The 23,445-nt window shown below is 68.1% G+C and carries 20 protein-coding genes and 1 pseudogene; 8 read left to right on the top strand and 13 right to left on the bottom strand.

The window, feature by feature from the left end:
- Positions 1–2: 2 nt before the first annotated feature.
- The 10 genes and pseudogenes from ACFU5V_RS21150 to ACFU5V_RS21105 all read right to left on the bottom strand — a co-directional run bounded on the left by ACFU5V_RS21150 (position 3) and on the right by ACFU5V_RS21105 (position 10,688).
- Positions 3–1,187, bottom strand: coding sequence for an MlaD family protein (locus tag ACFU5V_RS21150; RefSeq protein ID WP_378701686.1), 1,185 nt, complete (start codon positions 1,185–1,187; stop codon positions 3–5).
- A complete protein-coding gene (locus ACFU5V_RS21145) occupies positions 1,187–2,236 on the bottom strand; it encodes an MCE family protein (RefSeq protein WP_378701684.1) in 1,050 nt (349 codons plus the stop codon). The genes ACFU5V_RS21150 and ACFU5V_RS21145 overlap by 1 nt, the downstream gene beginning before the upstream one ends.
- Positions 2,233–3,324: an MCE family protein gene (locus tag ACFU5V_RS21140; protein ID WP_378701682.1), complete on the bottom strand. Its 1,092-nt coding sequence runs from the start codon at positions 3,322–3,324 to the stop codon at positions 2,233–2,235. Before ACFU5V_RS21140 ends, ACFU5V_RS21145 begins: the two co-directional genes overlap by 4 nt.
- Positions 3,321–4,361, bottom strand: coding sequence for an MCE family protein (locus ACFU5V_RS21135; protein WP_378701680.1), 1,041 nt, complete (start codon positions 4,359–4,361; stop codon positions 3,321–3,323). Before ACFU5V_RS21135 ends, ACFU5V_RS21140 begins: the two co-directional genes overlap by 4 nt.
- The gene (locus tag ACFU5V_RS21130; RefSeq protein WP_378701678.1) at positions 4,358–5,377 is read right to left on the bottom strand and encodes an MCE family protein; all 1,020 of its coding nucleotides are present in this window, start codon (positions 5,375–5,377) and stop codon (positions 4,358–4,360) included. Before ACFU5V_RS21130 ends, ACFU5V_RS21135 begins: the two co-directional genes overlap by 4 nt.
- Positions 5,374–6,426, bottom strand: coding sequence for an MCE family protein (locus ACFU5V_RS21125; RefSeq protein WP_378701676.1), 1,053 nt, complete (start codon positions 6,424–6,426; stop codon positions 5,374–5,376). Before ACFU5V_RS21125 ends, ACFU5V_RS21130 begins: the two co-directional genes overlap by 4 nt.
- A complete protein-coding gene (locus ACFU5V_RS21120) occupies positions 6,426–7,286 on the bottom strand; it encodes an ABC transporter permease (RefSeq protein WP_378429580.1) in 861 nt (286 codons plus the stop codon). The genes ACFU5V_RS21125 and ACFU5V_RS21120 overlap by 1 nt, the downstream gene beginning before the upstream one ends.
- Complete coding sequence (locus ACFU5V_RS21115) at positions 7,286–8,095, bottom strand: ABC transporter permease (RefSeq protein WP_072945674.1); 810 nt, start codon at positions 8,093–8,095, stop codon at positions 7,286–7,288. The genes ACFU5V_RS21120 and ACFU5V_RS21115 overlap by 1 nt, the downstream gene beginning before the upstream one ends.
- A 66-nt stretch (positions 8,096–8,161) precedes the next feature.
- Positions 8,162–9,754, bottom strand: a complete 1,593-nt coding sequence (fadD5, locus tag ACFU5V_RS21110; protein WP_378701669.1) for a fatty-acid--CoA ligase FadD5 — start codon at positions 9,752–9,754, stop codon at positions 8,162–8,164.
- A gap of 116 nt (positions 9,755–9,870) precedes the next feature.
- Positions 9,871–10,688 (bottom strand): annotated as a pseudogene (locus ACFU5V_RS21105) (enoyl-CoA hydratase).
- A gap of 276 nt (positions 10,689–10,964) precedes the next feature.
- Here ACFU5V_RS21105 and ACFU5V_RS21100 point away from each other — a divergent pair.
- A complete protein-coding gene (locus ACFU5V_RS21100) occupies positions 10,965–12,203 on the top strand; it encodes a TetR/AcrR family transcriptional regulator (protein WP_378701666.1) in 1,239 nt (412 codons plus the stop codon).
- A gap of 37 nt (positions 12,204–12,240) precedes the next feature.
- Here the strand turns inward: ACFU5V_RS21100 and ACFU5V_RS21095 are convergent, their stop codons facing one another.
- Both ACFU5V_RS21095 and ACFU5V_RS21090 read right to left on the bottom strand, forming a co-directional pair.
- Positions 12,241–13,155, bottom strand: a complete 915-nt coding sequence (locus ACFU5V_RS21095; protein WP_378701663.1) for an oxygenase MpaB family protein — start codon at positions 13,153–13,155, stop codon at positions 12,241–12,243.
- Positions 13,156–13,173: 18 nt separating this feature from the next.
- The gene (locus ACFU5V_RS21090; protein ID WP_378701660.1) at positions 13,174–14,715 is read right to left on the bottom strand and encodes an aldehyde dehydrogenase family protein; all 1,542 of its coding nucleotides are present in this window, start codon (positions 14,713–14,715) and stop codon (positions 13,174–13,176) included.
- A 156-nt stretch (positions 14,716–14,871) separates the two neighbouring features.
- Between ACFU5V_RS21090 and ACFU5V_RS21085 the strand changes: the two genes are divergently transcribed.
- Both ACFU5V_RS21085 and ACFU5V_RS21080 read left to right on the top strand, forming a co-directional pair.
- Positions 14,872–16,014 carry an acyl-CoA dehydrogenase family protein gene (locus ACFU5V_RS21085; RefSeq protein WP_378701657.1) on the top strand — a complete coding sequence of 381 codons (1,143 nt, stop codon included), beginning with the start codon at positions 14,872–14,874 and terminating at the stop codon, positions 16,012–16,014.
- 47 nt (positions 16,015–16,061) lie between these two features.
- A complete protein-coding gene (locus tag ACFU5V_RS21080) occupies positions 16,062–16,757 on the top strand; it encodes a GntR family transcriptional regulator (RefSeq protein WP_378701655.1) in 696 nt (231 codons plus the stop codon).
- A gap of 27 nt (positions 16,758–16,784) precedes the next feature.
- On the opposite strand, the gene ACFU5V_RS21075 is transcribed toward ACFU5V_RS21080, so the two are convergent.
- Positions 16,785–17,720, bottom strand: a complete 936-nt coding sequence (locus ACFU5V_RS21075; RefSeq protein ID WP_378429573.1) for an esterase/lipase family protein — start codon at positions 17,718–17,720, stop codon at positions 16,785–16,787.
- 229 nt (positions 17,721–17,949) lie between these two features.
- Between ACFU5V_RS21075 and ACFU5V_RS21070 the strand changes: the two genes are divergently transcribed.
- The 5 genes from ACFU5V_RS21070 to ACFU5V_RS21050 all read left to right on the top strand — a co-directional run bounded on the left by ACFU5V_RS21070 (position 17,950) and on the right by ACFU5V_RS21050 (position 23,381).
- Positions 17,950–18,393 (top strand): chorismate mutase family protein, encoded by a 444-nt coding sequence (locus tag ACFU5V_RS21070; protein WP_378701653.1) that lies wholly within the window; start codon positions 17,950–17,952, stop codon positions 18,391–18,393.
- Positions 18,393–20,465, top strand: a complete 2,073-nt coding sequence (pabB, locus tag ACFU5V_RS21065) for an aminodeoxychorismate synthase component I (protein ID WP_378429571.1) — start codon at positions 18,393–18,395, stop codon at positions 20,463–20,465. The genes ACFU5V_RS21070 and pabB overlap by 1 nt, the downstream gene beginning before the upstream one ends.
- Positions 20,462–21,382, top strand: coding sequence for a prephenate dehydrogenase/arogenate dehydrogenase family protein (locus tag ACFU5V_RS21060; protein WP_378429570.1), 921 nt, complete (start codon positions 20,462–20,464; stop codon positions 21,380–21,382). Before pabB ends, ACFU5V_RS21060 begins: the two co-directional genes overlap by 4 nt.
- Positions 21,379–22,338 carry a diiron oxygenase gene (locus ACFU5V_RS21055; RefSeq protein WP_378701650.1) on the top strand — a complete coding sequence of 320 codons (960 nt, stop codon included), beginning with the start codon at positions 21,379–21,381 and terminating at the stop codon, positions 22,336–22,338. Before ACFU5V_RS21060 ends, ACFU5V_RS21055 begins: the two co-directional genes overlap by 4 nt.
- A gap of 107 nt (positions 22,339–22,445) precedes the next feature.
- Positions 22,446–23,381, top strand: a complete 936-nt coding sequence (locus tag ACFU5V_RS21050) for an RNA polymerase sigma-70 factor (protein ID WP_378701647.1) — start codon at positions 22,446–22,448, stop codon at positions 23,379–23,381.
- Positions 23,382–23,445 lie beyond the last annotated feature (64 nt).

Genomic DNA, 23,445 nt, shown 5'->3' with positions numbered 1-23,445 from the left:
GCCTAACGTGGGGTGTGCCCCGTCAGCGGGGGTTCGACGACCAGCGGATCGTCCGCGGCGGGTGGTCCGTAGACGCCGCCGTTCCTGGTCGCATTCTCCTGCCCGAGGTCGTCGGGCCGGGGGACGTTCACGGCTCCCCGCTGCTCGAGGTACTGCTGCGACCGGCAGGTCCAGTCCAGGGCGGGCGTGCTCGGTTCCGCATCGGTCACCAGACGGCGTGGGGCGTCGTACACGCACATCGGCCCCTGCGTTCCGACGAGGAGCAGGTCGGCGAGGCCGCCCTTCTCGATCGACGCGATCTTCGGTAGTGCGCCGGGCATGATGGTCAGACCGTATTCCAGGGAGGGGGTCCGGTCGCCGACGATCTCGGTGGGGAGAACCAGATTCGCCATCAGGGCGCCCAGGGAGTCGCGGTTGCCCGACAGCAGTGCGTCCAGGCTCGCCATCGTCTGCGGCGAGCGTCCGAGCAGGTCGACGAGCGCAGCGTCGTGGGCCCGCAACTGTTCGAGCACGCTGCGGGCGGTGTTCGCCGATTCGGGGAGGGCCGCGGTGAGGCCGTCCACCGTGTCCAGAAGTGGTAAGCCCTTGTTCACGATGGTCGACAGTGCATCGGTGCGGGTTTCGAGGGTCCGCGCGATCTCGGCGGAACCGTCGAGCATGTTCTGCAGGTCGGGTCCGGTGCCTCCGAAGGCGGTGCCGAACGTGTCCGCGAGCGAGGACAGGGCGGTGACGTCCATCGAGTTCACGAGGTCCGTCGTCTGGACGAGCGTCGCGTCGAGCGATCGCGGAATCCCCTCCTGCGGGACGTCGATGAGGTCCCCGTCCGCGAGGTACGGCGGATCCCCACTGTCGGGCATGATGTCGAGCGCCTGGATACCGATCGCGTTCTCGGTGGTGATCTTCGCGGTCGACCCGGCGGGCACCTGAGTGCCGGGGTGCAGTTCGATGCCGAGGACGATGCCCGTCCCCTCCCCGTTCACGTCGACGGAGCTGATCTTTCCCACTCCGACTCCGCGGTAGTTGACGGAGGCACCCTGGGCGAGACCGGCGGCGTGGTCGAGGCGGGCGGTCAGGTGAATGGGGTCTCCGAACGTGTCCGGGCCGGTGACGTACCGCAGCCCGAACAGGATCGCGGCGACCGAGATGACGAGGAACAGCACCAGCTGCGCCACGACGTGGCGTGTCATCATCGGACACCTCCGCCGAGTACCTCGGGCAACGTGCGGGCTTCGGGCACCTCGAGCGGGGCCGAGCCGGTGAGCAGTTTCGCGATGACGGCGGTGACGTCGAACGTTCCGTCGAATGTCGTGTAGTCACCGGGTGTGGCCGCGGCGAATCCGCCGAGGAACGTCGCCACCGAGTTCAGGGTGGGGGCGAGTTCCGACTCGAAGCCGTCGAGGGCGGCGAGCACGGTCCCGGCGTCGCTGATCTCGGTCGACAGTGCGGATCCGGCACTGCCGAGGACGCGTTGCGCCTCACGGCTGAGCCGGGACGCCTCCCCCATCAGCGCCGTGATCCGATCTCGTTGCGACACCAGCAGATCCACGATCGGCGCCAGATCGGTCATCGCGCGGTCGAGGACCGGTTGGCCCGCGGCGAGTTCCGCAGCGAACGCGTTGGACGCCACCATCGCCCGGTCGAGTTCGTCCCGGTGGTCGTCGACGACGCCCAGTGTGTCGTTCAGCATGTCCACCAGTTCCCGGATCTTGTCGGAGCGTCCGGTGAAGGCGACGGTCAATTCGTTCATGATGGCGTGTATCTGGTCGATGCCGCTGCCGTTGAGCACCGTGGCGAGGGCCGCGAGCCCGCTCTCGATGTCGGGGCCACGCGACGTCTGCGCCGTCGGGAGCACGTCGCCCTCGCCCATCGGTGCGCCGGCCGCATCCGCGACGTCGAGTCGGATGAAGGGATTGCCGAGGGCCGTGGGCAATTCGATGCGTGCCGTCGCGTCCCGCGGAATCGGGACGTCGTCTCGGATCCGCATCTCGACCTCCGCGGTGAAATCCCGGGTCGACACGTCCGAGACACGGCCCACCACTTCCTGTCCCACTCGGACCTCGGCGCCGGGCACGACGCGATCGACGCCGTCGAACTGCGCGGTGATCTCGTAGGACGGACCGTCCGGCGATCGGCCGACCGACAGTTCCTGCAGGCTCAGCGAACAACCCGCGGCCGGCAATGTCACGCCGACGATCAGCGCCGCCGTCAGGGACGTCGTTCTCGTGCGGATCGTCATCGTCCTCCGACCATGAGTTCGCGCAGCCCGAACGGGTCGGACATGCTCGGCGGAAACTGGATCGGGTTGGTGATTCCCGCTCCCCGGCAGAGGATCGGATCCACCACCGCGCAGAGCGGGGACGTCGGCTCGGCCTGCGCCAGGTTGGTGGAGATGTTCAACCGGATGCGGGCACGCTGGTCCGGAGTCACCGCGCGCTGGATGTTGTCGATCAGCAACGGCACCAGGTCCATGATCTCGGCGAGGTCGGTGTCGTGCCTCCGCAGCACCTCGCTCACCCCCGCCAGATCGTCGACGCCGGCGGCGATGTCGCCGCCCCGGGCGGACACGAGGTGGTCGATCTGATTCAGCAACGCGGACAGCTGGTTCACCGTGTCGCCGATCGCGAAGTGCTGCCCGGCGAATTCGTCGCCGATGGCGGTGAGCGAACCGGCGAGGGAGTCGACCTGCGCCTGCCGCGCCGAGATCGCGTTGACGAGAATCTCGAGGTTGTCGACGAGCGCTCCGACATCCGCGCTGTTGCCCGCGATCACCGAACTCGCCTGCGACAGTGTGAGGATGGCGTCGTTCATCGCGGGACCGAGCCCGTCCGTGGACGCCGCGGCTGCCGAGATCGCGGCGCCGGCGTCGCCGCCGTCGGGGCCGAGGGTCTCGACCACGGTGTCGACGCTGTCCATCAGCTGGTCCCAGGTGATGGGCGAATGACTGCGTTCGGGGGGAATGGTCTGCCCGCTCTCCAGCACCGGACCACCGGTGTACGCGGGACCGAGTTCGACGAAACGCTCCCCGATCGCGGAAGACACCAGCACGTACGCATTCGCGTCGGCGGGCACCACGACGTCGGACGCGATCGACATCGTGACCGTCACCGCCCCGCCCCGCGGTTCCACGGACTCGACGATGCCGACGGGCACGCCGAGCACGGTGACTTCGGTGCCGGGGAATACGCCGTTGACATAGGCGAATTCGGAATGAACCACGGTGGAGGACGTGCGGAAGATCAGCAACCACCCGGAAACGACGATCGCCACCACGAGGGCGAGCACGCCGCCGATCCCGGCAATCCGGCGTGCGGTGCCCGCGTTCACGAGCACCCCGTGATCAGTCCGACGACGCAGAGCAGGTTGTCGGCGATCACGGCCGACGGCGCCGACACGTCGGCCCAGTCACCGTTTCCGGTGGCGTTGACGAGCGCCCTCGCTGCCGGCGCACCCGTGGTGAGCAGTGCGTCGAGGTTGGCGAGGTTCGCGTCGAGTCGTTCCGTCACCTGCCGCGCGTTCGCGAGCAGTGCGTCGAGTTCGGCGGTGTTCTCCCCCAGGAACTGGGACGCCTGCGCGATCAGGGCCTGCAGATCGTCGACCATCCGGCGGATCGCCTCGCGACGGGTGGCGAGCGTGTTCATCACGACGTCGGCGTTGCCGAGCAGGGTGGTCAGCTGATGCTGCTGACCGACCAGCACGTCGGTGAGGGTTCGCGAGCTGTCGAGCAGTTGCGTGACCTGATCCGCGTTCTTCGCCAGGATCGCGGACGCCGCACTCACCCCCGACAGCGCCTCCCTGTTGAGTGTCGCGTCCTGCGGCACCGTGTCCGTCACCACGGTGAGCATCTTCTGCAGTCCGCCGAGGTCGAGGTCGTCCGCCGTCTCGAGCGCGGACGACCCGATGTCGTCGAGCGAGTACGGAACACTAGTGCGGCTGAGGGGAATCGTCCCGTCGTCGCCCAGGTCGCCGGGCCCCGACGGTGACACGTCCAGGTACCGCTTACCGAGGATGGTCGACAGCTTGACGCCCGCGGACGTCGTCGACCCGAGGTGACGCGCGCCGTCGAGCCGGAAGCGCACCACCACGCGATCGCCCGCCAGGTCCACGGCGGTCACCCGGCCGGCGGGCACCCCGGCCACGTACACGTAGTCGGAATCGGTCAGGCCCGCAGCGTTCGCGAGTTCCGCAGTGTAGCCGTCGGTTCGCACACTGAAGCTCACCCGCGGGATCACGAGAACCAGGGCCAGAGCCAGTGTTGCGGCGAGGATTCCCACGATTCCGACGATCAGCGGGTTGACCGGCCGCACCCGCTGGTTTCCGGCCAGCGAGTCCCAGACGTCGCGCACCGTGTCGGTGACACTCATTGGCAGTACCTCGAATGCAGGTCGGGACCCAGGGCGCCTTCGCGGCCGTCGACGTTGACGATGAAGGTGCACAGGTAGATGTTGAGCCACGAGCCGTAGGAGCCCGAGCGGTCGACAGAGGAGAAGAACTGCGGCATGGCCACCATCAGGTGATCGAATTCCGGGTCGGCACCGACCATCGCCCCCGTCAGCGATTCGAGTCGGTTCACCGTGCGTCCGAGTTCCGGGACCCGCCCGTCCACGATCTGCAGCGCCGATCGGCTCACCGCCGCACTCTGGTCGAGGGTGTCCATGAGAACCTCGTTGTTCTCGGCGAGCATCCCGGTGAACTGGGTGAGACTGTCGACGAGGTGGGACAGTTCCGGACCGCGGGCCGCCGCGGTTCCCACCACCACCTCGAGGTTCGCGATGAGATCACCGATCAGCTGATCGTGATTCGCGAGGTTGCCGGTGACGTCCGCGACCCTGCGCAGCAGCGTTTCCATGCTCGTCTTCCGTCCGTCGAACACGGCGACGACCTCGGTGGCGAGTTCGTTGACCTGCTTCGGGTCGATCGCGTCGAACAGCGGCTTGAATCCGTTGAAGAGACTGGTGAGATCGAGTGCGGGCGACGTCCGGTCGAGCGGAATCGTGTCGCCCTCCGCGAGGGTGCCCTCGTCGCCCGGCGACCCGGCCGCGAGATCGAGATACCGGATCCCGAGCAGGTCGCCGTACCGGATCGCGACGGTCGTGTCGGCGGGCAGAGTCTGATCGCGCTGTACCTCGAAATTCACCAGGGCGGTGGCGCTTCCGGCATCACCGTCGACGATGTCGACCGAAGCCACCCGTCCCACCCGCACACCGGCGATGGTGACGTCGCTGCCGGGAGTCACCCCCTGGGCGTCGGTGAACAACGCCATGTACGCGACGGTCGGTCCCTCCACCGGCACCCGCAGTGTGTTCACCACGAGGACCGCGGAGAGAATCCCGAAGACGGCGAAGACCGCCAGTTTGATTGCCGAGTTCCGGACGCTCATCCCCCGCCACCGCCCCCGCAGTTCGGTCCGTTCAGGCCGGGGTACCGCGGGCAGTCGGACGAGGTGTAGGGCCGCGGGTTGGACAGGTCGGCGGCGACCCGCACCGCGAACTTGCCGGTGGAGAACACGGCGGCGCCGGCGTCACCGAACGGGCCCGCCTCGTCCAGGGTCGCCCGCAGCAGGTCGGACTTGCCGGCCAAGGTGCCCAGGGTCGGTGAGACGTTCAGTGCCACCGCGATCATGTCGTCCGCGTTCTGTTCCAGGACGTCGCCGGAATTCCTCGTCACGACGAGGGACGCGGCGAGGAAACCGGTGAAGCTGTCGGTGTTCTCGACGAGAGTATTCGACAGCGACACCGCCGCGTCCATGGTCGCGAGGACGTCGGGCGCGGCCGTCGCCAGCTGTTCGCTGATCCGTGCGATCTGCGGCGCGCGCTCCGCGACGGAGTCGACGAGAGGCGCGGTCGACTGCGCCACCGTGTGGAGGCTGTCGATGGTGTTCCCCAATTGTTCGCCGCGTCCACGCAACGCGTCGGCGACGGCGCTGAGCGCGGCCTGCATCTGCTCGGGCTTCACCCTGGACACCAGGTCGTAGACCTTCGAGTACAGGTCGTACATCTGGACGGTCTCGGCCGACGTGTCGGGTTGCAGCCGGGCACCGGCCACGAGCCTCGCACCGCCGGTTCCCGCGGTGGACACCAGTTCGACGTTCTGGTCGCCGAACAACGTGCGGGGCACCACCCGCACCTGGACGGACGCTGGGATGTGCTGCATCTGTTCGGGGCGGAGGCTGATGTGCATGCTCGTCTCGTCCTGTCCGGGGTCGACGCTCGACACGGTGCCGACGGTTGCGCCCTTGTAGGACACCGTCGTGTGTGCCTTCACCGCTCCGGCGTCCGACGGAAGCGTCGCCGTCACCACGGGGTCGGTGACGATGGCACCGGTGCCGAAACCGACCAGCAGCGCCGATCCGACGGCCAGAATCGCCACCCCGATCACCCCCCGCACCGCGAGGGCGCCGTTGCCCGGACCTCCCGGGCGGCCGCGCATCACGGCAACCCCAGGGCGGGGGCGGACGGGACGAGGCCCCACAGGGTGAGGGTCAGCAGCAGGTCGACGATGCCGATGGCGAGGATGCTGGTGCGCAGCGCGCGCCCGGCCGCCCGGCCGACGCCCTCGGGCCCGCCGTACGCGTGGTACCCGTACGAGCAGTGCACGAGCGCGATGATCGTCGCGAACACGATCGCCTTCACGAACGAGTACACGACGTCGGTGGGGGTGAGCATGAGATGGAAGTAGTAGTCGTAGGTTCCGGCCGACTGCCCGCTGAACGTGACGATCACCAGTCGCGAAGCCAGGTAGGACGACAGCAGCCCCACGACATACAGCGGCACCACGCAGATCAGGCACGACACCAGCCTGGTGCTCGCGAGGAACGGCAGCGACGGGATCGCCATCGCGTCCAGTGCGCTGATCTCCTCCGAGATGCGCATGGCGCCGAGCTGTGCCGTGAATCCCGTGCCGACCTTCGCGGCGAGCGCGATGCTGGCGATCACGGGCGCGAGTTCGCGGGTGTTGAGGATCGCGGACAAGAGCCCGGACAGCGAACCCATGCCCAGCAGGTCCAGTCCGCGCAACCCCTCGATGCCCACCTGCGTCGCCGCGACCGCGGACATCGCGAAGACGACTCCGATCGCTCCGCCGCCGGCGAGCAGGGTCGCGCCGCCGAAACTGATGTCGCCGATCTGCCGCATGATGTGCCGCCAGTACTTCACGACCGCGAGGGGGACGCCGGCGGTCACGCTGCCGTAGAACGTGAATTCCCGGCCGAGGCCCGTCATCAGGCCCAGGGGCTGTCGCGCCCGTGCCCGCACCCAGTGCGCGGCGGGCCATCGGGTGCTCACGACCATCAGTAACCACCTACGGGGACGACGAGAACGGAATAGAGCTGACTGAGCACGGTGTTGACGATGAACACGAGGATGAAGGCCAGCACCACGGCCTCGTTGACGGCGTCGGCGACACCGCTGGGTCCGCCTTTGGCGTGCAGCCCTTTGAAGCTGGCGACGAGCGCCGACGTCACCGCGAACGCCATCGACTTGACGAGGGCGACCACGAAATCCGACAGCCGCGTGTACTGCGACAGTGCCGCGAGAAAGCTTCCCGCCGAACTGTTCTGGACGACCACCTGGAAGAGGAAGCACGCCGACACGCCGACGGCGGTGACCATGGCGCAGAGTGCGACGCCGACGAGCACCGCGGCGAGCACTCGCGGAACCACGAGTCGCTCGATCACATCGAGTCCGAGGACTTCCATGGCCTCGACCTCTTCGCGGATCGTGCGCGAGCCGAGGTCCGCGCAGATCGCGGACCCGCCGACCCCGGCCAGCATCAGCGCACAGACCAGCGCGGACGCCTGCCCGACGATCACGAACCCGACGACGGCCCCCGTGTACCCCTCGGCGCCGAGCTGACCGGCGAGGCTGCCGATCGTGACGGCGATGAGGACTCCGATGGGGATCATCAGCAGCAGGGCGGGCGCCGACGTGACCGACGCGATCCGCCAGGCCTGGTCCAGCAGTTCCCGCCAGGCGAGCTTGCGCCGCACCAGGACTCGTACGGCGGCCACCGTGGTCGCGATGGAGAACCCGATGAGCGCTCCGACTTCGTTGGCGAAATGACTGACGGGCCCCTTGGCGGGTGGCAGCTGGAATGTCACGCGGTCCTCCCCCGGCGCCGGTCACCCACGATCGGCGACCGGCGTCGAGCAGTATGGGAATCGGGGTCAGACGACCGCGACGTCGTTCGCGCCGTGGGCTTTTCGAAGCTCACCCTTGACGACCTTCCCGCTGGCGTTCCGCGGGAGGGCGTCGACCACGACGACGTCTTTCGGATGCTTGTACCGGGCCAGCTTGTCTTCGAGCCACGCGGCGAGTTCGTCGACCGTCAGATCGTCTCCGTCGTCGTCGAGCGCCACGATCGCGACGGGCACCTCGGTCCACTTGGGGTGGGGCCTGCCGACCACGGCGGCCTCCCGGATCCTCGGATGCCCGAACAGGACGTTCTCCACCTCGGCGCAATAGATGTTCTCGCCGCCGGAGATGATCATGTCCTTCTTGCGATCAACCACGTAGACGAAGCCTTCCTCGTCCTGCCGCACCAGGTCGCCCGAGTGGAACCATCCGCCGGCGAATGCGTCCGCCGTCGCGGCCGGGTTCTGCCAATAACCCTGCATCATGGTCGGGCCGCGGTACACGATCTCGCCGACGGTGCCGGGGGCGACGTCGTTCATCTCGTCGTCGACGATCCGCGTCTGGATGGTCGGGACCGGCTTGCCCACCGAGCCCAGCTTGCGGATCGCGTCGTCGCCGTCGAGCACGCACGTGATCGGGGACATCTCGGTCTGCCCGAACACCGCCACGACGAGAGCCTTCGGGAACGTCTCCGCCATGGCGCGCAGCACGGTGTCCGATGCGGGTGCGGCGCCCCAGCTGATGACGCGGAGGGCGAGGTCGCGGCCCGCGGCGGTGGGATCGGCGCAGACTGCCTGCCACTGCACCGGAACGAGGAACACCGTGGTGATGCGCTCGCGCTCCCACACGTCGAGCATCTCGGTGGGGTCGAACGCCTTGAGGGGGTGGATCACGGTGGTGGCGCCGAGCATCAGCATCGGGGCCACCGAACCGAGGGCGGCGACGTGGAACACCGGGGACGCGAGGAACCCGACGTCGTCGCCCCTGTCGTAGCGCATCGCCCGGATGCAGATGATGGACTGCCCGACCATGTTCGAGTGCGACAGCACCGCCCCCTTGGGCGTTCCGGTGGTGCCGGAGGTGTAGAGGATGAGCGACGGCGTGTCCTCCGGCAGGTCGACGGGGGTGAAGGCCGGACCGTCTTCCGCGACGAGGTCCTCGTAACCGAGAGCGTCGCCCTCGGTGTCCGCGCCCATGACGATCGCCAGGCCGAGATCGGGAACATCCTGCCGCACAGCGGAAACGAGGGGTGCCAGCGCGGGCTCGGTGAAGACGGCTCGTGCGCCCGAGTCCCGGGCGATGAAGGCGACCTCGGGCGGGGTGAGCCGGAAGTTGACCGGGACCGCAATCGCACCCAGCGCATTGATCGCGAGTACCGCCTCGAAGAACTCGGTGCGGTTGAGCGTGAGCAGCAGGACGCGGTCGCCGAAGTTCACCCCGCGCCGGGAGAGGGCCCCCGCGAGGGCCTGCGAGCGCTCGTGCAGTTCGCGCCACGACGTGCTCTGCCCGAGATGGCGGAATGCGGGGTGGTCGGGCTTCGCCTGGGCATGGGTGGCAACCCAGTTGTTCCAGTGGTTGCGGCGGGATTGCAGTGGCTGCGTGAGCGGCTCGCTACGTGATGACATGTGGTGGTGGTCCCTTCGCTGTACTCGAGTTCGCCCCTCGGGCCCCACACGGAGGCTGTGACGAGTATTACAGATGTCGACGTTGATCGGAACAGTCTTGTTAACGGCAATTCGCATCAGCTGCCGAAGTTCGGAGCACGTTTCGTGAGCATCGCCGTGACCCCCTCGGCGAAGTCCGGCGACTGGAGCAATTCGGTCTGGCCGGCCTTCTCGCGGACCAGCGCCGGGTCCAGTTCCGTCAGCGTCGTCGCCGTGAGGGCCTGCTTGGTCAGCGCGACGGCCCGCCTCGGACCACGCGCCAGCCTCGCCGCGACGGCGTCGACGTGGGCCGCGAGGTCGTCGGCCGCGAGCACACCGGCGATCAGGCCCTCGTCCGCCGCCCGGTCGGCGGGCAGCCGTTCGCCGAGCAGCGCCATCCGGGTGGCCCTGGCCCTGCCGATCGAGGCGGCGATCAACGCGCTGGAGCGCCGTCGGGCATGAGCCCGACGTTGACGAATGCGAGGAGCAGGTACGCGTCCTCGGCGGCGTACGTCAGGTCCGCCGCCAGGGCGATGGACGCCCCGATCCCGACAGCCGCGCCGCCCACCTGGGCGATCACCGGGATCGGGAGGTCGACGATCGCGCGGATCACGCGATTGGCGGAATCCATCACCACCTCCGGCGACGCCGCCCGGCCGCCCGCGGTGGCCGCCGCCGCGAGATCCGCGCCGGTGCAGAATGCCGCGCCCGCACCCGAGAGGACGACGACGCGGACGGCAGGATCCGCCGCCGCGCCTTCGAGCACGTCGCCGAGTGCGGTCATGTGAGCCAGATCGAGCGCATTCATCCGGTCGGGCCGGTCGATCGCGATCCGGAGGATCCCGCCGTCCACGACCACCCGGAGACCGTCGGCTGCGACGGCGGGAACGGTCGACAGTTGCCGTGGTGCACTCATGACGCCAGCTACCTCCGAGAGAATCGGCCTGCGTGGCCGGAGAAGGGCGGGGAACCGCTAGAGGCCACCACCACACGCGAATTGCTGTTAACTTATTAGTGCCGTTCGGTGCGTGTCAATACCTCTCGGAACACATTTCGCACTGTCTTGCTGGCCATTCATCGAGACGCCGGGCGAACACTCGGATTCGCGCCGACCATCCAGGGCTCGGCAGTGAGGGAGTCTCGGTTAAGATGACCGGCAGAGGAACCGGCAGACAACTGCCCACTACTGGAGGTGACCGTGGCCCGGACCAGCACGGCGGCCGGTGCCGCCACCGACCGGCCGATCCGCCGCCGCCCCAAGAATCGCAAGGCCCAGATCGCGAACGTCGCAGCCGAAGCCTTCAGCGAGCGCGGCTACCACGCCGTCGGTGTCGACGAGATCGCCGCCACCATCGGCATTTCCGGGCCCGCCCTGTACCGGCACTATCCCAACAAATACGCCCTGTTCGTCCACGCGGCGACGACGACGGCCGACGCGCTCCAGGCGACCGCGGACGGCGCACTCGACGGCGTCGACGGACTCGAACCCGGCGACCGACTCGAACACCTGATCTCCGCGCTCGTCGCGAACAGCATCGAGAACCGTAAGGTCGCCGGACTCTACCGCTGGGAGGGCCGGTATCTCGAGGCCGAGGACCGCAAGCGGATTCGTGCCGTCTTCGTCCACGTCACGCAGTGTGTGGCCGCGCCGCTGCGCGAGATTCGCCCCGAACTGACCGCCGTCGACGCGACGACGCTGGGAGCGTCGACGCTGAGTGTGATGGGCAGCATCAGCGCACACCGGACCACCCTCGCCACCCGCAGACTCGACACGCTCCTGAAGTCGGCATGCGGGTCGATCCTGAACGCGACACTTCCGCACGCCGTCCCGATCGCGGGCAGGGGCGCCCCCGCCGGCGCGGTGCGGGGACTCGCCGTGACGTCCAAGCGTGAATTGCTGATCAACGAGGCCGTCAAGATCTTCGACCGGCACGGCTACCACGACTCGAGCATCGAGGAGATCGGCGCCGCCGCCGGCATCAACGCGTCGAGCGTCTACCGCCACTTCCCCAGCAAGGCAGACCTTCTGGCGGCGGTGTTCTACCGCGCGTCCGACCGGCTGGCCGTGGCCACGTCGGCGGCGCTGTCCACGGCCGCCGACCCCGAGGACGCCCTCCGCAAGCTCGCCGAGTCGTACCTGGAACTGTCGTTCGGGAACCCGGAAGTGCTGTCGGTCTACTTCGCGGAGATCGGGAACCTCCCGAAGAACGAACGGACCAACCTCCGGAACGTGCAGCGCCTCCACGTCGAGGAATGGGTCCATCTGGTGACCGCCGTGCGGTCCGAACTCTCGGCGCCCGAGGCACGGTTCCTGGTACACGCGGCGCTCGGACTGGTTCTCGACATCGGCCGACTGGTCCACTTCGACACCCGCGAGGAGTCCCGTGCCCGACTCCACACCCTGATGACGGCCGTGCTGCTGGGTCACTAGCCCATGCCCCTGGGCGAATCGCCCAGGGGCACAGTTCTCATGCGGCCCGCCGGCGGGCTCCTCGTTGCTTGTCGTTGTCCGCACCGAGGTCGCGGGGGCGGTAGCCCACCGGGTATCCGGGGTAGGTCCGGTTGCGCGGATCGCGTGCGGCCTTCGATTCGCGGCGCGGTGGCAGGAGGCGCACGAACCGTGCCCGGATCTGCAGCACACGTCGGGACGCGCGCTGCAACCAGTGCGGGGCTGCGGGAAATCCGAACGCCGCCAGCATCATCGGGCCGAGGAGTGCGTAGACCCCCTGCGCGACGAGTGGCCGGAGCGCCGCCGGAAACCAGGAGCAGAACAGCGTCAGCGTGTAGGTGCCGACCCGATGGTTGTCGTCGGTGTACCGGAAGTGTGTCCGCTCGTACTCGGCCTTGAACCGGTAGAAGTCCTCGAAGGTCTCGGGGATGTTCCTGATCCCCATGCGAACCCCCACCTGACGGTAGAAGTGGAAGCACGCAAGACGCTCGTTCGGGGTGAGCCGCCGCCACCCGAACCGGTCGATCCAGTCGATCGGTTCGTAGATGAACGTGGTCAGTACGTACAGCATGTCGTCGTTGTCGATGTCGTACTTGCCGTGCATGCGGTTCACGACGCGCAGTGATTCGATGCCGCGTTCGGAGTCGTAGCCGTGTTCGACGAGTTCGGCCATCAGCAACGCGGTGTCGTCGTATCGCTTCTGCGGCCGCTTCTCGAATTCGCCGGTGCGCTGCAGCAGTTCCGAAATCGTGGGGACGCAATACGTTCGGAACAGCGCGAATTCGAGGGACCGCTGGTAGTCCCACGGAAATTCGTAGCCGGCCGTGATGCGGTGGATCTCCTCGTGGTCCCGGACCGGGTCGAGTTCCTCGATCCGGCGCTGCCAGCCGTGCCTGCCCCGTGGAACCCCGCCCGGCGTGGTCTTCCTCAGCATGTGAATACCCTCCCGCGATCAGCGTCCGTGTCGGTTCTTCAACATCCAGGCGGAAATCTTCATGTCCCGCGACTTGCGCTGCATGGTCAGCAGATTGAGCGGCGCCGCGAACTTCTGCCGGGCGATGGACTTGACCCGGCTGAATTCCCGCAGCCCGTCCGCCCCGTGAATGCGGCCGAAGCCCGAGTCTCCGACACCGCCGAACGGCAACGCCGCGACACCGGCGAATCCGAGCACCGAGCCGATCGTCACGACGCCGGCCCTGAGCTTCCCGGCAGCCTGCATCGCCTTGGTCGCATCCTTGGTGAAGATGGACGCGCCGAGGCCGAACGTGGTGCCGTTGGCCAACGCGACCGCCTCGTCGAGGCTCGCGACCTTGTTGACGACCACCGTGGGGCCGAACGTCTCCTCGCGGATCGCGGTGCTGTCCTCGGGAACGCCGGTCAGCACGATGGGCCCGACGTACCCGTCCGCGATGGAGTCGAGTCCGCCGACCACCGCGGATCCACCCTTGTCGAGTGCGTCCCGGACGTGGCTGCGAACCACGTCGGACTGGCCGGTCATCGTCATGGGGCCGTACGCCGCGTCCCGCGGTCCCGGGCGCAGGACCTTCGATTTCTCGGCGACCAGCCGGACGAACTCGTCGTAGACGGCGTCGACGACGTAGATGCGCTCGACGCCCGCGCACGTCTGTCCGGCGTTGCCCATCGCCCCGAACACGGCGAACCCGGCCGCCTCGTCCAGGTTCGCGTCGGCGTCGACGAGCATGGCGTCCTTGCCTCCCGCCTCGACGACCAGGGGCGTGAGCGTTTCGGCGCAGGCGGCCATGACCCGCTTGCCGGTGGCGGCGGACCCGGTAAAGGCGATCTTATCGACGCCGGCAGAGACGAGGGCGGAACCCGTCGACCCGTCGCCGGTGACCACCTGCAGGACAGGCTGATTGGGGATGAGTGCCTTCCACTTGTCGGCGAGCCACACCGCGACGCCGGGGGTCAGCTCACTGGGTTTGAAGACGACGGTGTTGCCCGCTGCCAGCGCGTAGGAGATGGAGCCCATCGGCGTGTAGACGGGGTAGTTCCACGGCCCGATCACACCGACCACACCCATCGGCTCGTACCCGACGCTGCTGGCCTGGTTCGCACTGACCAGGCCGGAGGGCACCTTGCGCCGCTTCAGGACCTTGCCCGCGTTCTTCGCCGCCCAGTCGAGATGCTCGATGGCGAGCATCACCTCGAGGAGCGCGTCGCCGTGGGGCTTGCCGGTCTCGGCGGCGACGAGGGCGGCGAGTTGCTCGCCGTCCCGTGCCATCGACTTCTTCCAGTCCAGGAGCCATTGTTTGCGGCCGTCGAAGCCGAGGGCGGTCCACCACTGCGCGGCCGACCGGGCCGCGTCGACGGCGGCGCGCACCTCCCGCTCCCCCTCGATCGGGTACTCGGCCAGGACGGTGCCGTCGCGCGGGTCCAGGGACGCGAACGTCTTCGGCGCCGACTCCGCCGGCCCCGTCGGAGCCGTGGGCTGAGCGCCTGCCGTCGTCTCGGTCGTCTCCGCCTGCTGTGGCATGGTCGATATCCTCCCTCGAGATCACATCAAATATATGTGATGTGATGTAATGTAGTGGACATCACAGTATGCGGCCGACCCCATCGCGGCAAGCCCCACACAGTCACCCCGGCCGGCCTGTTCGCCGACCCACCACCCACGAGGAGTTCCCCGGACATGAGCGTCGAATTCACCAGTGAACAGAAGGACTTCGCGGCGGCGATCGCCGATTTCTGCAAGCGCGAGAGCGGCACCCGCGAGCAACGCGACAGGCTGACGAATCACGGCGAGCACAACCACAATCAGGACCTCTACGAGAAGATGGCGAAGCTGGGCTGGCTGGGCATCACCATCCCCGAGGAGTACGACGGCTCGGCCGCGAGCCACGTCGACATGTGCATCCTGCTCGAGGAGGCCGCCAAGGGCATGGCGCCCATCGGCGGGATCGGGCCCACCCTGATCACAGGCGGCGCCTACGCGAAGTTCGGGACCGACGCACAGAAGGACGTCGTGCTGCGTGGCATCGTCGCAGGCCGGTCGCAGTCCATCTCGATGTCCGAGCCGGAGGCCGGTTCCGATGTCGGCAACCTCAGCACCCGTGCGGAGAAGACCGCCGACGGCTGGGTGATCAACGGCCAGAAGACGTGGTGCTCCAACGCGCACTTCGCCGACAACATCCTGCTCGTGGCCCGCACCGGGCGCGGCGACGGCAAGCACGAAGGCCTGACCATGTTCCACGTCCCCGCAGACACCGCCGGACTGAAGATCAGCGGCATCGACACGATGGGCGGCAAGGAGGTCAACGACCTCTACTTCACCGACTGCGTCCTCCCCGAGGACGCGGTGGTGGGCGAGGTCGGCAACGGCTGGCGCCAGCTGATGACCGGACTGAACTTCGAACGCCTGATCCTCGCTGCCATGATGCTCGGCACCGCGCAGCGCGCGTTCGCCGACACCCTCGATTTCGTCACCCAGCGCAAGCAGTTCGGGCGTCCCGTCGGATCGTTCCAGGCGCTACGTCACCGCATCGCCGATCTCGCAACGGAGATCGAGTGCTGCAAACTGCTCGTGTACAGCGTCGCCGAGGACGTCGACGCGAACCCCGGCAAGATGCTGGCCCGCGAAGCATCGATGGCCAAGCTGAAGGTCACGGAGACCGCGAAGAAGGTCGCGCTCGAGGGCATGCAGATGATGGGCGGGTACGGCTACGCCACCGAGTTCGACATGGAGAAGCACGTCCGCTCCACCATCGTCTCGAGCATCTACGGCGGTACCAACGAGATTCAGCGCGACATCATCGGCAAGACCTACGGCTTGTAAACATCCACTGCGGTTTATGCTGGTTTGCCGCATCGAAGGAGTTCTCCATGGCATCGCCCTCCGTGTCACGATCCGCAGCGGGCCGCACCCTGCGCCGCCGACCCCAGTTGTCGGACGACGTCGCCGTGCACGTCCGCAACCTGATCATGTCCGGGGGCGTTCGCCCGGGTGACTTCATCCGCCTCGACGAGACGGCGGCAGACCTGGGGGTCAGCGTCACACCCGTCCGCGAGGCGCTGCTGACCCTGCGCGGCGAGGGACTCGTCGAACTCGTACCCCACCGCGGCTACGTGGTCGCCCCGCTCAGCCGGGACGACATTCACGACCTCTTCTGGCTCCAGGGCCAGATCGCCGAGGAACTCGCGGTCCGCGCGACGCGGTCCGTCACCCCGGAGGTCGTCGAGGAGCTGACCGCGATCAACGAGAAGCTGCGGCGGGCCGTCGAGGACGGCGAGGCCGACCGCATCGAAGATCTCGAGTTCTCGTTTCACCGGGTCATCAACCGTCTCGCCGACGCGAGCAAGCTGTCGTGGTTCCTGCTCAGCGCCACCCGGTACACACCGGTGCAGTTCTATTCGTCCGATCCGGCCTGGGGCGAGGCTGCGGTCGAGAGCCACCGCCGCCTCATCGCCGCACTCGCCGACGGGAAGGCCGACGTGGTCGGTGCCGAGAACAAGGCCCACTTCATCGACGGTGCCCAGCGACTGGTCGCACATCTCGACGACGTCGGCATCTGGGACTGACCAGCGCCGCCGATCACCCGCGCCCGGTCAGCACGGCGCGGGGTTGCGCTCTCCGTATGTGGGGTCCAGCGCCCGCTGGATGATGTACACGGCCCGCGGATCGGTGGTCAGCTGGCCGTGGTCCGCGGTGTTCGTGTCGCAGCCGTCCTGGAGCCAGATGTTGTGCACGGCGGCCCCCGGACCGGCTGTCAGGAATGTGTTCTCGGGAGGGGTGGACACCGTGTCGCTGCGACTGGCGACCACGGTGTAGTCGATGCCCGGGTCGGTGTCGCCCGCCGCGTTGAGGAGCTGCAGGAAGGGCGAGCCCACCATCTGCTGGATGTAGGACGGCCCGACCGCGACGCCGGCGAGCGTCGTGACCGGCACACCCAGCGCCTGCGCGATCGCACCGAGCGCCTGGACGTCTCCGAAGCTGCTGCCGTGGTTGGTGGCGCCGAGGGTGACCAGCGAGTGCACCTTGTTCAGTGCGGGGTTCGCCCGGTCGGCGCCGCCTTCGAACCGCAGGTACTGGCGGGACACCGTGCCGCCGAGCGAATGGCCGATCATGTCGACCTGCGGAGCACCGGTGGCGGTGCGGACCAGTTCGACGAACCCCGCGAGCTGCCGAGCGGACTCCTCGATGTCGGCGCCGCCGAACATGCGCATCATGTTGCCCTTGGTCAGACCGGCGGCCTGTCCGTAGTTGAGGGCGAAGACGCAGTAGCCCTCCGCGCTGAGCTCCGGAGCGAGGTCCTTCCACGTCCCCACCATGCCGGTCCAGGTGCCGTGCACCAGCACGACGGGACGGGGGTGCGCCGCCGACGGCCTACAACTCCAGTCGTTGGCCCCGGGAAGCGCGGACGGATCGACCACGGGCGCGGGCTCCGCTTCCACGGGATCCGCTGCCGCGGGTGCCGCACTGCCCAGCATCACGATGCCTGCCAGCACGCACAACAGAGCCCTAGTGGCCGACGATATACGCATATTCCTCGTATCCTGAGTTTGCGGAAATAGACTTCAGGTTACGTTAGCCAACCGTCCATCAAAGTCTCAACCTGAGATCGAGACTCGGGGGTGATCACCGACCTGGTTCGTATTCGGCCGATCGACCACGGCCCTCCCGGCCATCCGGAAGGCTCATGGAAACGAACCACCAACTGCACACGATAGTCGGGATGAGAAAGCTACTGCCGATCGAGTGAGTGGGGCGACTATGTATTTCTCCGTAGAACAGCGGAACGGCGACGATTCCGGAGAGCATTCTGACGCCTCGGCGCAGCACGCACTCGAGAGTCTGCGCGCGGAACTCGACGCCGTCGACGCGACCCTGCTCGAGACGGTCCGGCAGCGTTTGGAAGTGTGCCTGCGCATCGGCGAACTCAAGCGCCGCGAGCACATCGCCATGATGCAGCCGGGACGGATCCACATCGTCCACGAACGGGCGCGCCGGTACGCCGACAGCCACTCCCTGTCCCCGGAGTTCTTCGATTCGCTCTACGACCTCCTCATCGCCGAGACGTGCAGGCTCGAGGACCTCGTGATCAACGCGGAGACCGTCGACGAGACACCCCGCCACAATGGCACCCACAACGGCGGCCGTGCCGGCAACCACCAGGTTCGCCACAGTTCCGTGCCGTCTGCGAATGTCGAGTCGTGATGAGTACCCGGACGCTGCTGGTCGACAACTACGACTCCTTCACCTACAACCTGTTCACTCTGCTGGCCGAGGTGAACGGGGAACCGCCCACGGTCGTGCACAACGACGTGGAGTGGAGTTCGATCCCCTGGTCCGACTTCGACAACATCGTCATCTCCCCCGGCCCCGGCCGGCCGGACCGGAAACGCGACTTCGGGATCAGTGCCCGCATCATCAGGGAGACCGAACTCCCCGTGCTCGGTGTCTGCCTCGGCCACCAGGGGCTGTGCCAGCTGTTCGGGGGCAAGGTGGTGCTCGCGCCCGAGCCGATGCACGGCCGCGTGTCCCTCGTCGACCACGACGGATCCGAACTCTTCGCCGGCATTCCCTCACCGTTCCCGACGGTCCGCTACCACTCGCTCATCGTCGAGGATCTCCCCGACGACCTCGAGGCGACCGCCTGGACGGCCGACGGACTCCTGATGGGCGTGCGGCACCGCACGCGCCCGCTGTGGGGTGTCCAATTCCACCCCGAATCGATCAGCACCGCCTTCGGCCACGAACTGCTCGCGAACTTCCGCGACCTCACCCGGACGCATTCCGGAACACCCACCCACGGTTCCCTGCTCAGAATCCCGATCCCCCACGCGCCGTACGTGGTCCAGCAGGTGCGCGTCGACCACGAGGTCGACCCCCGCACCACGTTCGAGGACCTGTTCGCGTCCGGGCCCAACGCGTTCTGGCTCGACGGGACGTCGGCGTCGGAACCGACTTCGCGTTTCACGATCATGGGCAACTGTTCCGGTCCGCGCGCCGAATACATCACGTACGACGTCAGTGAAGCGATCGTCCGGATCACACGCGAGGGGTTGCCGGTCGAACAGGTGCACGCACCGTTCTTCGACTACCTCGAACGGCAACTGCAGGCACGGTCGGTGCCCGGACTCCCGGGTGTGCCGTTCGGCCTCGGCTACGTGGGGTACCTCGGCTACGAGTTGAAGGCCGAGACCGGTGGCACAGCGGCACACAAGTCGCCCACCCCGGACGCCGCACTGGTGTTCGCGGACCGCGCGGTGGTCATCGACCATTCGAACGAGCGCACGTACGCGCTGTGCCTGAGTGACCACCCGGACGATCCGGAGTTGCGCCGCTGGCTCGACGAGATGGAGACAGCGCTGCACCGGCTGGCCGAGCCGGACCAGCCTCCGACCGCGGTGCCGCCGATCCGGAAACCCGAATCCGCCGAACTGGCCCTGCGGCACGACCACGACAAGTACCTCGACCACATCGCGTCGTCGCTCGGCGAGATCCGGACCGGCGAGTCCTACGAGGTGTGCCTGACCAACATGGCGACGGTGGACCAGTCGATCGATCCCCTGCACACGTTCGAACTGCTGCGCTCCATCAGCCCCACGCCATACAGCGCGTACCTCCAGTTCGCCGGGCTGTCCGTTCTCAGTGCCTCCCCCGAACGGTTCCTGAGGATCGGCGCGGACCGGGTGGTGGAGTCCAAACCCATCAAGGGGACCCGTCCGCGCGGCGCCACCCCCGCCAAGGATGCGGCGCTGCGGCAGGACCTGCTCGACAGCGAGAAGGACCGCGCCGAGAACCTGATGATCGTCGATCTGACGCGGAACGATCTGGCCCGGGTGTGCGTCCCAGGCTCGGTGCACGTCCCGAAGCTGTTCGACGTCGAAACATACGCGGCCGTGCATCAACTCGTGTCGACCGTGCGCGGAACCCTCAGCGCCGACGCCTCCGTCGTCGAGTGCGTCCGGGCCGCCTTCCCCGGCGGATCGATGACCGGCGCCCCGAAGATCCGGACAATGGAGATCATCGACCGGCTCGAGTCCGGGCCGCGCGGTGTGTATTCCGGTTCGATCGGCTATTTCTCGCTGACGGGAACGGCCGACCTGTCCATCGTCATCCGCACGATCGTCGCCACCGACAACGAGGTGACGTTCGGCATCGGCGGTGCGATCACTGCGCTGTCGGACCCGGAGGAGGAGTTCGACGAGGCGATGGTCAAGGCCGCCACCATGTTGCGGGCGCTGTCCGTGACGGCGGACCGGCCGAACGAGATCGGGCAGTGAACGTTCCGGCCGCATCCGCCAGGACCGTCGCGTTGATCGGCGGCTCGGGCGATGTCGGCCGGATGCTCGCGGATCGGCTCCGCGCCGACGGAAACACCGTGCGCACCATCGATATACGGTTCACCGACCGGTCCGACGCCGATCAGGTCAAGGGCGACGTCACCGACCCGTCGCCGGAGCTGCGGGCGGTGGTGCGTGCCGCCGATGCGGTGATCCTCGCGATCCCCGAAAACGTCGCGCTGGAGTCGATTCCGTTCGTCGTCGCGGAGTTGCCCGAGCACGCGCTGCTGGTCGACACGCTGTCCGTGAAGTCCCGGTTCGGTGCGGCCCTGCGGGAGAGCGCACTGCGAGGCGGCGCGGTGGGCATCAACCCGATGTTCGCGCCGTCCCTCGGACCGGAGGGCCGGCCCGTCGCGGCCGTGACCTACCGGGACGGCACCGGGGTCGAGTGGTTCCTGTCCGCGCTGTCCGGCTGGGGATCGTCGGTGGTCCGCATGGACGCCGAACACCACGACCGGCTCACGGCAGCGACCCAGGCACTGACGCACGCCGGCGTGCTCGCCTTCGGCCTCGCCCTCGCCGAACTCGGAGTCGACGGCGCCGAACTCACCGCGGCGGCCACCCCACCGCATCTCGTCTCGCTCGCGCTCCTCGCACGGGTCGGCGGCGGTGGCCCCGAGGTCTACCGGGACATCCAGGCCGGCAATCCTTTCGCCGGCGACGCCCGCCGCGCGCTCGCCGCCGCGCTCGCCACTCTCACCGACACCGTCGAGCAGGGCTCGGAGGACGATTTCGCCGCGCTCATGTCCCGCGCGACGTCGCCCCTCGGCGACCGGAGCGAACCCCTCGCCCGGCTGTGCGCCGACCTCTTCACCGATCTCGTTCACCGACAGCCGCGGAACGGAGAGACGTCATGACGACCCGGAACATTCCCTCGCTCCCGGAGTACGACCCGTCCGATCCGGTGGAGAGCGCCGTCGTGACGCGGCTCGCCCGCAACTGGGGGCAGCGGGCGACCGTGAAGAAACCGGAGCCGGACCTCGACGCGCTGTTCGACCTGGGCAAACAGGACTACCCGGACGAGTTGCTGCCCTTCGCCGATCACGACCGGTTCCTCCGCATGGGTGAGGAGCAGCGGAACCAGCTGCGGGCGTGGGCCTGGATCGCGTTCAACAAGAACGTCATGGACATCGAGCAGTACGTGGTCAACCCGGGGTTCGACCTCGTCGCGCACGACGCCCTGGACACCGGGCTCGGAGACACGTTCGCCGTGGCCGTCCACCAGGCGATGGTGGACGAGCAGTACCACACGCTCATGCACCTGAACGCGAGCGCGGTCACCCGCAGGCAACGCGGTTGGGCGATGCCCAACAGCGCCCTGCCCGACGTCCTGACGTTGCGCCGCCAGCGCGCGGCGACGGCCGAGGCCGCCGATGCGCGACAGCGGGCGATCACGACGTTCGCCTTCATGACGGTGGCGGAGATCTCGATCAGCTCCTACCTCGACCTGATCTCCGAGAACGACGTCATCCAACCGGTGAACAGGGCGACGGTCCGGCTGCACAATCGCGACGAGTACTGTCACGCCTCCATCGCCGACGACATCGCGGGCGTCGTCTACGACACCCTGAACCCCGGCGACCGGCGGCTCTTCCTCGACGGGCTGGTCGACGCGATGACCGCGTTCAGCAGCAACGACTACTCGACCTGGCACACCATCGTCGACATCCTGGACCTCGACGGCGGTCAGGCGATGATCGACGACGCCGAACACGACACCCGCCGGTCCGCTCTGGTCCAGGATTTCGGTGGCATCCACAAACTGTGCAAACACCTCGGGGTCGCGGGCGAGATGTCTTACGAGTGGGCCTGACGTCGCAGGAAAGCCGGCTCGCCCGCGCCTCTCCCGTCCGGTTGTCACAGAACGGCGGGTCCCGGTGTCTGGTGTGTGACACCGTCGAGAACGAAGAGGAGCCACCCATGGCCAGCACGTCGCACACCACGCCCGACGATCGCGGCGGGAACACCGATGCCCGTTCCGATCCCGCCACCGAGGCGTTCGTCACGCACCGCAATCTGCTGTTCACCGTCGCCTACGAGATGCTCGGCTCGTCCGCCGACGCGGAGGACATCCTGCAGGAGACCTGGCTGCGGTGGGCGGGCGTCGATCTGGGCACGGTGCGGAATCAGCGGGCGTACCTGGTGCGGATCACCACCCGCCAGGCGCTGGTCCGGCTGCGCACGCTCGGCAGGCGCAGGGAGTCCTACGTCGGACCCTGGCTACCGGAGCCGTTGCTGACCGCGCCCGACGTGGCGGAGGACGTCGAATTGGCCGACAGCGTCTCGATGGCGATGATGCTGGTGCTGGAGACGCTCGCACCCACCGAGCGAGCGGTGTTCGTGCTGCATGAGGTGTTCGATCTGGAGTACGGGGAGATCGCGGCCGCCGTCGACAAGAGCACGGACGCCGTCCGCCAGATCGCGCACCGGGCGCGGACCCACGTCGCGGCGCGCCGGCCGCGGGGCGTCGTCACTCCGGCCGAGTCCCGGGATGCACTCGACGCGTTCAAGCGGGCGCTCGAGACAGGCGACCTGCAGAGCCTGCTCGACCAGCTGGCACCGGACGTCGTCCTCCTCGGTGACGGCGGCGGAGTCAAGCAGGCCGTGCTGCGACCCATCGTCGGGGCCGACAAGGTGGGCCGCCTGCTGGCGGCCGGCCTGCCCCGGATCGGCGGCGAGGTGTCCGTCGAACCCGTGCAGATGAACGGCTCCCCCGCGCTGATCGTCCGGCTCGACGGGGAGATCGACGACGTCGTGGCCGTGCGGATGGACGACGGCCTGATCACCGGGCTCTACATCGTGCGCAACCCCGAGAAGCTGTCGCGGGTCGAGCGGGAAACCGCGGTGAGCCGCTGAGGCGGACCCCTGAACCGACGATGCCCGCGGCGGGAAGGCGCGGAGCCTTCCCACCACGGTCGCT

The sequence above is a fragment of the Rhodococcus sp. NPDC057529 genome, assembly GCF_042802055.1.
Taxonomy (GTDB): domain Bacteria; phylum Actinomycetota; class Actinomycetes; order Mycobacteriales; family Mycobacteriaceae; genus Rhodococcus_F.
This window is presented reverse-complemented; position numbering and strand designations above follow the sequence as displayed.

Coding starts and splice junctions, on each gene's coding strand:
- ACFU5V_RS21150 (WP_378701686.1), bottom strand. CDS start 1,187: ATGACACGCCACGTCGTGGCGCAGCTGGTGCTGTTCCTCGTCATCTCG.
- ACFU5V_RS21145 (WP_378701684.1), bottom strand. CDS start 2,236: ATGACGATCCGCACGAGAACGACGTCCCTGACGGCGGCGCTGATCGTC.
- ACFU5V_RS21135 (WP_378701680.1), bottom strand. CDS start 4,361: ATGAGTGTCACCGACACGGTGCGCGACGTCTGGGACTCGCTGGCCGGA.
- ACFU5V_RS21130 (WP_378701678.1), bottom strand. CDS start 5,377: ATGAGCGTCCGGAACTCGGCAATCAAACTGGCGGTCTTCGCCGTCTTC.
- ACFU5V_RS21125 (WP_378701676.1), bottom strand. CDS start 6,426: ATGCGCGGCCGCCCGGGAGGTCCGGGCAACGGCGCCCTCGCGGTGCGG.
- ACFU5V_RS21120 (WP_378429580.1), bottom strand. CDS start 7,286: ATGGTCGTGAGCACCCGATGGCCCGCCGCGCACTGGGTGCGGGCACGG.
- fadD5 (WP_378701669.1), bottom strand. CDS start 9,754: ATGTCATCACGTAGCGAGCCGCTCACGCAGCCACTGCAATCCCGCCGC.
- ACFU5V_RS21095 (WP_378701663.1), bottom strand. CDS start 13,155: ATGCTGAGGAAGACCACGCCGGGCGGGGTTCCACGGGGCAGGCACGGC.
- ACFU5V_RS21090 (WP_378701660.1), bottom strand. CDS start 14,715: ATGCCACAGCAGGCGGAGACGACCGAGACGACGGCAGGCGCTCAGCCC.
- ACFU5V_RS21085 (WP_378701657.1), top strand. CDS start 14,872: ATGAGCGTCGAATTCACCAGTGAACAGAAGGACTTCGCGGCGGCGATC.
- ACFU5V_RS21080 (WP_378701655.1), top strand. CDS start 16,062: ATGGCATCGCCCTCCGTGTCACGATCCGCAGCGGGCCGCACCCTGCGC.
- ACFU5V_RS21075 (WP_378429573.1), bottom strand. CDS start 17,720: ATGCGTATATCGTCGGCCACTAGGGCTCTGTTGTGCGTGCTGGCAGGC.
- ACFU5V_RS21070 (WP_378701653.1), top strand. CDS start 17,950: ATGTATTTCTCCGTAGAACAGCGGAACGGCGACGATTCCGGAGAGCAT.
- pabB (WP_378429571.1), top strand. CDS start 18,393: ATGAGTACCCGGACGCTGCTGGTCGACAACTACGACTCCTTCACCTAC.
- ACFU5V_RS21055 (WP_378701650.1), top strand. CDS start 21,379: ATGACGACCCGGAACATTCCCTCGCTCCCGGAGTACGACCCGTCCGAT.
- ACFU5V_RS21050 (WP_378701647.1), top strand. CDS start 22,446: ATGGCCAGCACGTCGCACACCACGCCCGACGATCGCGGCGGGAACACC.